This window comes from Nonomuraea turcica (genome assembly GCF_030718205.1).
Lineage (GTDB): Bacteria > Actinomycetota > Actinomycetes > Streptosporangiales > Streptosporangiaceae > Nonomuraea.
In genome coordinates this window covers 307,843-320,514 of record NZ_JAUZQF010000014.1, presented here as the reverse complement: position 1 = coordinate 320,514, position 12,672 = coordinate 307,843, and the positions used below count along the sequence as shown (strand labels likewise).

9 protein-coding genes and 1 pseudogene are annotated in these 12,672 nt (G+C 70.9%); 4 read left to right on the top strand and 6 right to left on the bottom strand.

The features are described 5' to 3' along the window. The 4 genes and pseudogenes from Q9G87_RS34055 to Q9G87_RS34040 all read right to left on the bottom strand — a co-directional run. A pseudogene (locus Q9G87_RS34055) lies at positions 1 to 241 on the bottom strand (zinc ribbon domain-containing protein); the annotation flags it as partial. Between the two features lie 279 nt (positions 242 to 520). Beyond that, positions 521 to 712: a hypothetical protein gene (locus Q9G87_RS34050; RefSeq protein ID WP_305920653.1), complete on the bottom strand. Its 192-nt coding sequence runs from the start codon at positions 710 to 712 to the stop codon at positions 521 to 523. A 269-nt stretch (positions 713 to 981) separates the two neighbouring features. Then, positions 982 to 1,866 carry a transposase gene (locus tag Q9G87_RS34045; protein ID WP_305920652.1) on the bottom strand — a complete coding sequence of 295 codons (885 nt, stop codon included), beginning with the start codon at positions 1,864 to 1,866 and terminating at the stop codon, positions 982 to 984. Between the two features lie 216 nt (positions 1,867 to 2,082). Then, complete coding sequence (locus tag Q9G87_RS34040; protein WP_371825862.1) at positions 2,083 to 2,862, bottom strand: TetR/AcrR family transcriptional regulator; 780 nt, start codon at positions 2,860 to 2,862, stop codon at positions 2,083 to 2,085. 94 nt (positions 2,863 to 2,956) lie between these two features. Between Q9G87_RS34040 and Q9G87_RS34035 the strand changes: the two genes are divergently transcribed. Together Q9G87_RS34035 and Q9G87_RS34030 are read left to right on the top strand one after the other, a co-directional pair. Further along, positions 2,957 to 4,198, top strand: coding sequence for an FAD-dependent oxidoreductase (locus Q9G87_RS34035; protein WP_305920650.1), 1,242 nt, complete (start codon positions 2,957 to 2,959; stop codon positions 4,196 to 4,198). A gap of 1,083 nt (positions 4,199 to 5,281) precedes the next feature. Beyond that, positions 5,282 to 6,046, top strand: a complete 765-nt coding sequence (locus tag Q9G87_RS34030; RefSeq protein WP_305920649.1) for a DUF3152 domain-containing protein — start codon at positions 5,282 to 5,284, stop codon at positions 6,044 to 6,046. On the opposite strand, the gene Q9G87_RS34025 is transcribed toward Q9G87_RS34030, so the two are convergent. Beyond that, on the bottom strand, positions 6,043 to 6,615 hold the full coding sequence (locus Q9G87_RS34025) for a TetR/AcrR family transcriptional regulator (RefSeq protein WP_305920648.1): 573 nt from the start codon (positions 6,613 to 6,615) through the stop codon (positions 6,043 to 6,045). The two genes, Q9G87_RS34030 and Q9G87_RS34025, sit on opposite strands and share 4 nt — an antisense overlap. A 106-nt stretch (positions 6,616 to 6,721) precedes the next feature. Between Q9G87_RS34025 and Q9G87_RS34020 the strand changes: the two genes are divergently transcribed. Together Q9G87_RS34020 and Q9G87_RS34015 are read left to right on the top strand one after the other, a co-directional pair. Beyond that, positions 6,722 to 7,510, top strand: a complete 789-nt coding sequence (locus Q9G87_RS34020) for an oxidoreductase (protein ID WP_305920647.1) — start codon at positions 6,722 to 6,724, stop codon at positions 7,508 to 7,510. A gap of 90 nt (positions 7,511 to 7,600) precedes the next feature. Next, positions 7,601 to 8,731, top strand: coding sequence for an MBL fold metallo-hydrolase (locus tag Q9G87_RS34015; RefSeq protein WP_305920646.1), 1,131 nt, complete (start codon positions 7,601 to 7,603; stop codon positions 8,729 to 8,731). 40 nt (positions 8,732 to 8,771) lie between these two features. Here the strand turns inward: Q9G87_RS34015 and Q9G87_RS34010 are convergent, their stop codons facing one another. Next, positions 8,772 to 12,653 carry an AAA domain-containing protein gene (locus Q9G87_RS34010; RefSeq protein ID WP_305920645.1) on the bottom strand — a complete coding sequence of 1,294 codons (3,882 nt, stop codon included), beginning with the start codon at positions 12,651 to 12,653 and terminating at the stop codon, positions 8,772 to 8,774. Positions 12,654 to 12,672 lie beyond the last annotated feature (19 nt).

The following is a 12,672-nucleotide window of genomic DNA, read 5'->3' as shown; positions in this document are numbered from 1 at the left end:
TCCGCACAGCCATCCAGCCCTTGGCCGGCAACGCCCGCCCGTCCGGCCCGACCCCGCAGGCCAGCGCATCCAGATCCGCCGGGTTCCACCGGGCGGCGACCAGATCGGCGGTCAGTTCTTGTGCCAGTTCGGCCATCCAGGCGACCCGCTGGGCCAGCAGCGGCTGCGGGACGACCTGGCCGCTCTGCTCCACCATCGCGCCATGGGCGGTGCAGGTCGCGGTCGCGGTGAGCTTACTCACGTCGCCGCCCCCGTTCGGAGGAGGCATCCGGCATGTGCCGCACGACCTGCACCCCGCCTCCTACCTCAACGATTTGTAGCCGTAACATTACCAAGAGTTCGCACCCGTGGGTAGAACGTTTGAGCGATAAACACCCCGCCGAAAACCTTGCGATTTAAGGTGATCAAGCTGACTTCTTGAGTGCTGGGTGGCGTAGAGCTGGGGTGCTGGTACGGCCCTTGGGGCGTCCAGGACCGGCCGTGGAGGATTTCGGTGGGGTAGCGGGGGTGCCCAAGGTGATCAGCAGTCGGGGGAATCCCTGCGGACTCGTCCCGGAGATAGTCTGCGGTGGTGGCGCCGTTCCCAAGGGTAGCGTTGATCTTGGGCGTGGTGGCGGGCGAGCAGGAGCTGGGTGTAGGCGGCCAGCAGGGTCCAGGTCCAGCGCATCGCCTGTTCGGGATGGCGCAGCGCCATATGGGTCCAGCCGAGCACGCGCTTGAGGAATTTTCAGGTAGTGCTCGATGTCGAACCGCCGCAGATATGATCTCCAGCATCGTTCCAGGTCAGGGATGCCTTGGCCGGACCAGAACAGCCACATCGGCTTAGGGGTGGCACGTCGCCCGCCGGGCAGCCGTTCCACCTGGACGCGGATGACCGTGCCGGACAGGATCGGCGCTTCGGCCCGGTGGGCGAAGTGGTCCTTCTTGTCCAGCTTGGGGTGCAGGCCACCCCAGGCGGTAACGGTGACCTGGCCGCAAAGCTCATCGTGGAGGGTCAGGTGCTGGTCGGGCTCGCCATGAGTGTCGGGGCGGGCGCAGGAGAAGGGCTCGCCGTGGCGGCGGGGACGTCCCGGGGCGGCCGCCGTTGCCCGGCTCGCGCGGCGGTGGGTCACGATACAGCAGCCGGTCGTTGCGGATGCGGACCAGCAACTCGATGTCGTCGTTGCCGCTGACCGTGTGCACCCCGCACAACCGGTGATGGGTGTCGGCGGGCAGGTCGGTGCAGCGGGCCGTGTGCTCGCCGTTCACATCGGCCTCACCATGCAGCTCGTAGGCCAGCACCGCCAGGTCGTAACCGGCATCGTGGACGAATAGCTTGCGCCCGGCGCGTCCGGCCGCGCGCAGGCGCCCGGCCAGGGCGCGGATCTGCCCGACCGCGGCCAGCGTCTGGGCCGGACCTCCGGTGGCAACCCGGACGGCGTCCATTGGCGCGACCCACGAATCGTGATCAAGGTTGAGCTGGGTGACATGCTGCCAGGCCCAGCCGGGCACTCCGCCATCCATCCCGCCCGGCCCGGACAGATGATGCCACTCCCGTCCGGGGCTGGTCTCGGCATATGGGCGCGGATGGGTGCTGGCATCGATCGCGAACGTCAACGGCCAATCCCTCGGCCCCGCCGCCACCAGCAACTCCGGCACGCGATCATCATCGATGCGGCCCGCGGCCAGCCCGTCATACAAGCTGCCCCAACTGCGGCGAAAGACCGGCTCCAGACTCAGATACGGCAGCGAAGTGATCATCGGCGCCGATAACACCGCGTCGGTGAGCTCGAACAACGCGTCCTTGCGGCTGGTCAAGCAGTCGTACCAGCCTGCCCGGAACTCCCCCAGCCTGTCGATCGCCTCGGAACTTCTCGTCGATGCCACTCCCGTACCCAGCGGCGTAACCGTCATACTGGACCCCACGGCCATCGTTTTGGATCTTTGATTCTTCGCAGAACAGAAGATCGACGATGGCGTCCTCGTGTCACGCCGGCGTGCCGCTCCGCCACCCAATCGTGATCAACCTCGAGAGAGCAACCTTAAACGCAAGGCTGTCGAACAGGTTGCGGCCGCGGCATGCGCGAATCCGGGGGAGACGGTTCATTGCGTGACGGCGCGGAGGAAGGCGGCGGCGAACACGGCGGCGGATTCCTCGATCGGCGGCAGGTCCGGGCCGATAGATGCCTCCAGGACAGGGCGGAGCAGCATGTGCAGGACCAGCGGCCCGATCATCATCTGAATGAGCAGGGCGATGGGAAGATCGCGTAGGCGACCCTGCGCTATCTCGCGGGACAGCAGCGTGCCGACGCCCTGCAGCATGCGCGGTGTCGCTTGTTCGAGGATCTGCCGGGCCGGGCCGGCGGGGCGGGCGAGGACATCGGCGAACAGCGCCGGCATGACCCGTGGCTCCTGGCCGAACGTGGCGATCAACGCTCGGTAGATGCCGCGGATGGTCTCCTCGATGTGCTCGGGCGGGCCCGCGGCCAGCGCCTCCACGTCCAGCACGGGGCTATAGCGGTCGAAGACCGCGGCCAGCAGGCCGTCTCGGCCCTGGAACACCGTGTGCAGGGTGGGCAGGGAGCAGTCGGCCGCGGCGGCGACCGCGTCCAGGGTGAGCGCGCCGAGTCCACGTTCGCCGATCAGGCGGCCTGCGGCCTCGATGGCGCGCTCCCGCACCGGCAGTCGGCCGCCAGGGTCGATGCCCGCTGCGCGCACGGCCTCATCGAGGGTGGCGCGCGAACCGTTCAGTCGGCGCAGCAGGGTGCTACGGGAGATGCCCGCGGCTGCGGCGATAGCGGTCAATGGCACCTCGGCGACGTCCTGGCCGCGTTGTCTGGCCGCCCGGACGGCCGCCTCTACCAGGTCTTGCAACATGTCCATCGTCATGAAACTTAAGATTACTAGACATCTGAAACTGTCCCAAATATGGTCTCTGCAACGAGGTCACCCGATCTCTTGGAGAAAGGCCCGAATCATGACCGAAAAGACGACTGTGGTGATCAGCGGAGGCGGCCCTGCCGGCATGGTGCTCGGCCTGCTGCTGGCCCGAGGCGGTATCCAGGTGACAGCGCTGGAAAAGCACGGCGACTTCCTGCGCGACTTCCGCGGCGACACCGTGCACGCCTCCACCGTGCAGCTCATGGATGAGCTGGGTCTGGGCGAGAAGTTCCGGGCGCTGCCGCAGAGCCGGCTGGGCGACCTGGAAGCGCCACTACCCGACGGCGGCCGGGTGCAGCTGAGCGAGTTCGCCGCGCTGCCCGCGCCCTACAACTACGTCGCGATGATCCCCCAGTGGGACCTGCTCGACTTCCTGGCCGGCGAAGCCGCCAAGGAACCGTCGTTCACGCTGCGGATGAACACCGCCGCCACCGGTTTGATCAAGGAGAACGGCAAGGTGGCCGGCGTGCGCTACCGCACCCGTGACGGCGAGGAAGGCGAGATCCGCGCCGAGCTCACCGTGGCCTGCGACGGCCGCCACTCCACCCTGCGCCAGGAGGCGGGCCTTTCCCCGAAGGAGTACCCCGTCCCCTTCGACACCTGGTGGTTCCGGCTGCCGCGACACGCCGACGAGCAGGACCAGATCGCCAGGCTCGTCGGCGAGTTCAAAGGCGACCAGATCGCGCTCAGCTTCACCCGGGAGGACTTCTACCAGATCGCCTACTTCACCAGAAAGGGCGCCGACCCCCGGCTGCGCGCCGAAGGCGTCGAGCGCTTCCGCCAGAAGATCGCCCAACTGCTGCCCCAGTACGCCGACCGCGTCGAGCACATCCGCAGCATGGATGACCTGCACCTGCTCGACGTCAAGCTCAATCGCCTCCCCCGCTGGCACATTGACGGCCTGCTCCTCATCGGCGACGCCGCGCACGCCATGTCACCCGCCGGCGGCATGGGCATCAACCTGGCCATCCAGGACGCCGTGGCCGCCGCCACCCTCCTGGCCGAGCCCCTCCAGAACGGCACCCTGACCACCGCCGACCTGGCCAAGGTGCAAAAGCGCCGCTGGCGGCCGACCGTCCTGGTCCAGCGCTTCCAACTGCTGCTGCACCGCGTCATGTTCGCCCCCGCCTTCGCCGGCAAGCGGGTCGGCCCGCCCAAGCCGCTCGTGTTCATCGCCCGCCGCTTCCCGGCCTTCCGCCGCATCCCCTCCAAACTGATCGCCTTCGGCCCTCGCCCCGAACACGCCCCCGCCTACGCCCGCCGAGCGAACGCGTTGTGATCGAGCCGCCTGCACGTCCGACACAGACCTAATGGACGCAGTGGTGAGAGGCACCGCATCCGAAAGTTCTCGCCCCGCCCAGCCGCCGGGCCTGCCGGGTGGGGCCGAGGTAGTCCCATGCCCCACCAATAGCGGCAAGGAGATTCGCATCAACAGCGGAAAACCTGTGACAGAACGTGCGGCAGCAGATGATCCTTCAGATCGACGGCGGCGCTCCTGTAACAGGCACGCGCCGCCTCGACGGAGGCGTTGACGTGGCGGATGACCATGCTGCCCAGCGCGATCGGATGTCGACGCAGCAAGTCGTGAGCTCGGTAGTCAGCCGGGACGCATCGAGTAACCTTAAAACGCAAGAAAACCGCCCGACCGCCCAACCGCACTGCGTGACAGCAGAGGGCCCGGCCTCCACCGGCACAACGTGAACGGCAAGATCGAGACCGGCTCGGGCACACCGCCGGCGATCGTGCCGGGACCCGCTTCCCAGCACCTGCCTGCCGCGCAACAACCCGAGAAACGAACGTGACCGCCGCAACCGCGGCCATCTGCCCGTCCAGGCCGAACGACCCTCCCCCAGCCCCGGAGCCCTATCCCTGGCAGACCTTCACGATCCCGGTCCGGCCGGTGCGACGTCATTCCTCTTCCCGCACCGACAGGCAGCCCGCCTGTCGCCCGCACCAGACACGCGCACGTAGCCGACCAGCTACTAGCCGACCTCCACCCTGTCCCGGCACCGCAACAGGCTGCAACAAGGCCCCCGTCGAAGCGGCCCTCGGATTGAGGCATGCCGACCCAAGCAAATCCGGCTCCGATCGGCCCCCAGCGGCAGCACACCCAGACGCCTAACCGCCTCCGCCCATCTCAACACAGCCAACTCGGAGATCATGGCTGAATCTCAGGCTTTCATAGCGAATGTGAGGAACAGTTCATACCCTCTGTCGTCCCGGCATCTTCGGCGCTCCGGACGAACGACGCCGCCCGTCTTGTGCGGGAGCCCAAACGCCCACCCCGGCGGCGTCCTGTCGAGACGCCCAGCACCGTTGCGTCCTGCCCCATGGGCTCGCGTCACCCCGGTGACCATATGTGATGAGCGGTTACGTAGAGTCGTATTCCTCCCCACCGTACGTTCATGGGGAGGACGCGTTGCCGCTGCTCGCGCTGCTCGTGCTGGCACTGCTCGCCGCCGCCTGCGCCGCCGAGCCGCCCGCACCCGTTCCCGTCGCTCCTTCCGCTCGTGCCGTTCCTTCCGCCGCGCCGTCCAGCGCTCAGGCACGACCCGTCCCTTCCGCCGTGCCCGACCCGGTCCCGCTGAAGGTGCCGCACGCGGCCTCCGGCAGGTACGCGGTCGTGCGCGGAGCCGCGCCGGCGCCGCCGGGCCGCGGGCCGGTGATCCGGTATCTGGTCGAGGTGGAGCGCGGCCTGCCGGTCGGCGCCCGTGCGTTCGCCGCCCAGGTGCATCGCATACTCAACGACGCCCGCGGGTGGGCCAGGTTCCAGCGTGTCGATCGCGGCCCGGTGCGGGTGCGGGTCGCCCTGTCCAGCCCGAGTCTCACCGTCCGCCAGTGCCTGCCGCTGCGCACCGGCGGCGAGTTGTCCTGCTGGAACGGCACCCGCTCGATCATCAACGCCCGGCGCTGGGCGAAAGGCGTGCCGCAGTACGGGCGCGACCTGGCCGCGTACCGGGCGTACCTGATCAACCACGAGGTCGGCCACGCCCTCGGGCACCACCACGAGTCCTGCCCGGGTCCCGGCCGGCTCGCCCCGGTCATGGTCCAGCAATCGAAGTCGCTGGGCCGCTGCCGGCCGAACCCCTGGCCGCACCCCGGCCGCAAACGGCGCGACGGCCCTTAGAGGCCCTGGCCGGTGCCGACGCCCCGGAGCAGCGTGTCCACCACACGGGTGGCGAGGGCGTCGGGGCCGGCGTCGCGGCTCTGGGCCGCCTCATGGATCAGCGCGTAGTAGACCCGCCTGGCCCAGCCGGGATCCACCTCGGCCCGCAGCACGCCGGCCGCCTGCGCCCTCCTGAAGAGGCGATCGCAGCGTTCCTCCACGTCCGCGTGCACCCTGGCCACCTCGGGGTCGTCCGACAGCGCCCGGCTCATCGCGAACCCCCAGGTGCTCTTGACCCGCAGCACGCTGGCCGTGACCTGGTAGAGCGCGACCAGCGGCGGCGTGTCCTCCGGGTGCGCGGACTCGACGGCCTCGGCGAACTGCCGGGTGGCCCATGCCGCCATCGCGTGCACCAGCGCCTCCCGCGAGGCGAAGCGCCGGTGCACGGTCGTGCGCGCCACCCCCGCGGCCTCGGCGATCTGCTCCATGCTGGCCGCCGGGTTCTTGCTGAGCACGCGCTCGGCCGCCTCCAGGATGGTCCGCACCGTCCGCGCCGCGTCCGACCGCACCGCCCGCGTCGTCTCACTCACCCCCACAGGGTACAGCACTGTCACGGCTACTCGATTAGTTGCATCATTTATGTTGCAAGTTGTATGGTCTGAGCATCACAACTGATGCATCTCATGGAGGAGAACCATGGACCTGCGACTCACCGGCAAGACGGCCGTGGTGACCGGCGCGAGCAGAGGGCTGGGCCTGGCGATCGTCCAGGCGCTGACCGGCGAGGGCATGCGCGTGGTGGCCGCCGCCCGGACGATCTCGCCCGCGTTGAAGGAGACCGGTGCGGTCGCCGTGGCGGCCGACCTGTCCACCGCGCACGGCCCCGCCGAGGTGATCGACCGCGCCCTGGCCGAGCTGGGCGCGATCGACCTGCTGGTCAACAACGTGGGCGGCGGCGACGGAGGCGAGGGCCAGACCGGCGGCTTCCTCGGCTTCGCCGACGAGCAGTGGCGGCAGACCTACGACCTGAACTTCCTCAGCGCCGTCCGCGCCACCAGAGCCGCCCTGCCGAGCCTCATCGGCCGCCGCGGCACTGTGATCAACATCTCCTCGATCGGCGCCCGCCTGCCGCACAACGGCCCGCTGCCGTACACGACCGCCAAGGCGGCGCTGACCGCGTTCGGCAAGGCGCTGTCTGAGGAGTTCGGACCCCAGGGGGTGCGGGTCAACACGATCTCACCCGGCATCACCCGCACCTCGATGTGGGAGTCTCCCGACGGGTACGGCGCCGCGGTGGCCGCCGCACACGGCGTCGACCACGAGCCCTTCCTGGCGGCGCTGCCGTCCGTCAGCGGGATGACGACGGGCCGCCTCGTCGAGCCGGAGGAGGTCGCCGCGCTCGTGACGTGGCTCGCCTCGCCGCACGCCGGAAGCATCAACGGCGCCGACTACGTCATCGACGGCGGGACGATCAAAACAGTGTGACCTATCGCGATATATCGTAGGGCTGGGAACACCGGGGGGTCCTGGCCCGGTTGAGCGAAGTGAAGAGACCTCCGAAGGGGAGAGTGAGCGATGGCGGGTAAGCGGCGGGGCTCGACGGCACGGCGGATTCTGGCGGGCGGCGCGGCCCTCCTGGCGGCCGGCTGGGCGCTGCGTGACGTGCCGGCCGAGCTGGGCGTGCGGCCGCTGAGCTCGGGCCCGGACCGGGTGGCGCGGATGCGGCAGTCGGCGCAGTTCAGGGACGGCACGTTTTTCAACCCGATGCCCGAGCCGACGCATCTGATGACCACCCCGCCCGTGAACCTGTTCGCCGAGATGGCCAAGAACAAGGAGCAGCGCCGCCCCGCGGGTCCCGTGCCGCTGCGGGTCCCCGCGCCGGGGCCGCCCCCCGCCGACGGCGTACGCGTCGTCTGGTACGGCCATGCCTCCACGCTGGTGGAGATCGAGGGCAAGCGGGTGCTGTTCGACCCGGTGTGGAGCAAGCGTCCCTCCCCCTCGCAGCTGATCGGCCCGAAGCGGCACCACCCGGTGCCGGTCGCGATCGGCGAGTTGCCGCCGATCGACGCCATCGCGATCTCGCACGACCACTACGACCACCTGGACCTGGCGACCGTGCGCTCGCTGACCAGGACGCAGAAGGCGCCGTTCCTGGTGCCGCTGGGCATCGGCGCGCACCTGGAGCGGTGGGGCGTGCCCGCCTACCGGATCATCGAGCTCGACTGGGAGGAGGAGGCCCAGGTGGCGGGGCTGCGCTTCGTCGCCACGGCGGCCCGCCACTTCTCAGGGCGGGCGTTGACCCGCAACGACACGTTGTGGGGGTCCTGGGTGGTCGCCGGGGCGAGCAAGCGGGTGTTCTACGCGGGCGACTCCGGATACTTCGAGGGTTACCGGGGCATCGGGTCGGCGCACGGGCCGTTCGACCTGACGCTGATGCCGATCGGCGCCTACAGCCCCGCCTGGCCGGACATCCACATGAACCCGGAAGAGGCCGTCAACGCCCAGCTCGACCTTGGGGGCGAGCTGTTGCTGCCGGTGCACTGGGCGACGTTCACGCTGGCTCTGCACCCGTGGGCGGAGCCGGTCGATCGGCTGTGGCGGGAGGCCAAGGCGCGCGACGTCAAGATCGTCGTGCCGCGGCCGGGCGAGGCCGTCGACACCACCGCGGCGCCGGCGGTGGACGGCTGGTGGGAGACGCTGAGCTGAGCGGGCGGCCCTCGCCGGGGCCGCCCGCTTGATCGGGACGTCAGCCGGGCCGGTCCAGCTCCCCGCCCGGCGCCTGTGAACGGCCGTCCAACTCCCCGCCCTGCGCCCGCGAACGGCCGTCCAACTCCGCGGCAGGCGCTCGCGTGCGCCGCTCCAGCTCGCGCCGGGGCCCCGGCGGCCGGTGGTCCGGCTCCGCGGCCGCGTGGGGCGGCGGCGGCGGCTCCGGCGCCCGCTCGGGTTCAGGCTCGGGTTCGTACGCCGCGACCGCCTCCTGATACGCCTTGCGCAGCTTGTCCGCCTCGGCCTGCGGGTTGTGGAACCAGTTCGTGGACCACAGGCGGTGGAAGTTCCAGCCGAGCCGTTCCAGGTGCTCCTTGCGCAGCCGGTCGCGGTCGCGCACGCTGCGCGAGTCGCGGTAGGAGGCGCCGTCGGCCTCGATCGCCAGGACCATGCGGTCGGGGTCCCTCGGGTGGGTGGCGGCGAAGTCGACACGGAAACCGCCGACGCCGTACTGCGGGACGACGGTGATGCCGTGCCTGGCCAGCCGGTCGCGTACGTCGGCCTCGAACGGATTGAGTGCCGTGCCGCCCGAGGCGTCGGCGGGGGTGCCGCCGGAGCCCGCGTACTCCAGGTAGTCGGCCAGCAGCCGGGCTCCTGCCTTGGTGACGCGGGCGGGGTCCACGTCGTGGCTGGAGAACGAGCTGACCAGGGTGAGCCGGTGCTTGGCGCGGGTGGCGGCCACGTTCAGCCGGCGCTCGCCGCCGTCACGCAGCAGCGGGCCCCACTGGTAGCGCATGCGGCCGTCGCGGTGCTTGCCGTACCCGATGGTGAGGATGATCGCGTCACGTTCGTCACCCTGGACGCGTTCGAGGTTCTTGACGAAGAACGGCTCCGGCGCGTCCTCGGCGAAGAAGTCCTCCAACTCGGGATGCTCGGCCAGCGCCTCCCGCAGCGCCTGGTCGACGCGTTCGGCGTGGCGCATGCCGAGCGCGATCACGCCGAGCGACTCGCCCGGGCGGGCGCGGGCGTGGTCCAGCACCAGCTCCACGACCTTGTCCACCTCGGCCGGCACCGACGCCTCCTGACCGGGCCCGGTGGTCGGGGCCGCCGGCTGGGCGACGACCACGTGCCGCAGGCAGTCACCGCGCGACACGCCGGGGAACGTGGTCAGCGCGCCGCCATAGATGCGCGCGTTCGAGAACGCCACCAGCCGCTCGTCCCTGCTCCGGTAGTGCCAGGTCAGCGGCCATGTCGGCAACAGCGGGCGGAGCGCGTCCAGCACCGACTCGAACCCCGCGCCGAACGACACCATGCTCTCCTCGTCCTCGGCGTCATCGGCCCCGTCACCCACCTGCCGGAAGAAGTTCGTCGGCGGGAGCTGCCGGTCGTCGCCGGCGACCACGATCTGGTGCGCCCGCATGACGGACGGGACCGCGTCGGCGGGCACGATCTGGCTGGCCTCGTCGAAGATCACCACGTCGAACAGCCTGGTCGCGGGGAGCACCTGGCTGACGATCAGCGGGGACATGGCCCAGCACGGCTTGAGCGCGAACAGCACATCGCCCGTCTGGTCGAGCAGGCGGCGCAGCGGTAGCTGGCCCCGGCGCAGAGCCGCCTGCTTGCGGATCACCCTGGCCTGGAGCGGGTGCCGGTCCTCGGCGTCGCGCAGCCGGACCGCCCACGCCCTGCGGACCCGTGCCCGGTTGGCGGCCAGGTGCCGGATGTCGCGCTCACGGAAGTCGCCGGCGATCTCGTCGAGCGCGTCTCCCCTTTCCGCGGCGTACCGCGGGTCGCTGACCCTGACGTGGTCGAGGATGGAGGAGTACCAGGCGTGGTCGAACGCGGCCGCCGCCAGGTCCGCCGTCGCCTGCTTGCGTGCCAGGTCGTCGAGGAGCTGACCGAGGCCCAGGGCGTCGAACCGCATGCCCAGGTCGTACAGTCTGGGGAGTTTCCACGCGGTGTCGCGGTCGGCGCAGAGCGCGGCGAGGACCTCGCCGGGGTCGTCGGGGACGCGTACGTAGGCGCGCAGGGAGGCCAGCTGTGCCTCGCACTCGGCCTGCAGCCGCAGCAGCCCGCCGAGATCGGACGGCGGCCACGGCGGCCTGCCGGACGGGGAGGTGCCGTCGGGGCCGGCGCGCCAGGCGTCCGGCGCGGGTGGCGGGAGGCGGCGGGCGTCCCACTCGGCGAGCTGCTCGGCCGCCTCCGCCAGCGCCGCGTGCAGCTCGGCGCGCTCCGGCTTGCCGGCGCCCAGCCACAGGGCACGCGCCCGCTTGCGCAGCGCGTGACGCTCCCGCAGCCCCAGGGGACCATCGCCGGCGGTGCCATCGCCGGCGGCGGCGGCCAGGCGGGAAGGATCCGACTCGAAGACGCGGGGCGACAGGCGCCGCATCGTCTGCGCGACCCCGGCGAAGAGCTGCAGCACCGTCACCCGTTCCCGGTGCCCCTCGGGCGCGCGCAGGCCGGCCTCGGCGCACGCCTGGTCCACCCGGTACGCCAGCAGCGGCAGCAGATGCGAATGCAGGCGGGACGCGAGATCGGCGGCCTGCCGGGCCTGCTCGGCGGTCCGCAGCGACGCCCCGTACCAGGGGGTGCTGCCGGGACGCAGGGTGAACCCGCCCAGGTGGGCGAAGTCGCGCAGCTCGTCCCTGATCCGGTCGGCCGCCTCGCGGTCGATGTGCTCGGGCGGGAAGAGCCGCACCGGCGTACGCGCCTCGGCCGGCACGCCGAGCAGCGCCGACTGGATCTGGAACGCCGACACTCCCCACGGCGGGCGCGGCTCGTGCAGCCCCGCCACGTGCCGCGACAGCCGGCGCTGCCGGTCGATGAGCCGCCGGTCCAGCTCCTGCTCGGGCCCTTCGGTCACGGTCTGGGCGAGGTCGAGCGTGTCGCCCAGGTCCCGGGCGATGCGCAGCCGGTCACGCGTGCCCTCGTGGATGTCGAGCACCAGGTCCCCCAGGTCGGCGCCCTTGAGGCGGGACAGCACGGCGTCGATCGCGGCCCGCTTCTCGGCCACGAACAGCACCTTGCGCCCTTTGGCGACCAACGCCGCGATCAGGTTCGCGATGGTCTGGCTCTTGCCGGTGCCCGGCGGCCCGTGGATCACGAGACTGCGGCCGGACAGCACGGCGTCGATGGTACTGCGCTGAGAGGAGTCGGCGTCGAGCACCGAGTAGTCGTCCTCCGGCGAGTCCAGCTCCAGCACCTCCCCCCTATCGCCCGACAGCAGTTCCTGCGCCTCGGCGTCGCCGGCGATGGCTGCCACCACGTCGCTGTCGGCCAGCAGCTCGCCCGCCGCCTGCATGTCCCTGACCATGGGCAGTTTGGAGTAGGTGAACGTGCCGATGACCCGCCGATCCTGGATGTCGAATCCCGGCACCTCGGCGGCGGCCGCGATGGCGCGCAGCTGGTCGTGGTCGCCGGTGGCGCGCTCGGCGTCGGCGCCGTACACGGTGGCGAGCTTGTGCAGCAGCACCGGGTTGACCTCGACCTCGTCGTCGAGCGCGAGGTGGAAATCGTCGTGCCTGGCCCGGGTGGGGGTGATGGTGAGGCCGCGCAGCAGCACGGGCGCGGCGGGCTCGAGGAACAGCTCGTCCCATGTGGCCATGCCGGTGGCCAGGTACGCGGCCCGCAGCCCGCGCTCCTCGAGCAGCTCGCGGGACTTGCGGTGGATGGCCTGCACGCGTCTGATCGCGTCGGCCCTGGCGTCGGCGTCGCTGAACAGGCGGGTGAGCCTGATCGAGCCGGTGCGGAGGAAGCGTTCGAGGTTCGCGGGGTCGGCCGTGGCCAGGTCGAGGGTGCCTGCCCGGCGGTCCTTGTAGTAGAGCAGCGTGTTGCGCCCGCCCAGGTCGGTGAGCGCCGATATCCAGTTCGCCTGGGCCGCGGCGATCAGCTCGGCCCGGCGGTTGTCCGATGGCTCTGCCATGAACGCTACTTCTGCCCTG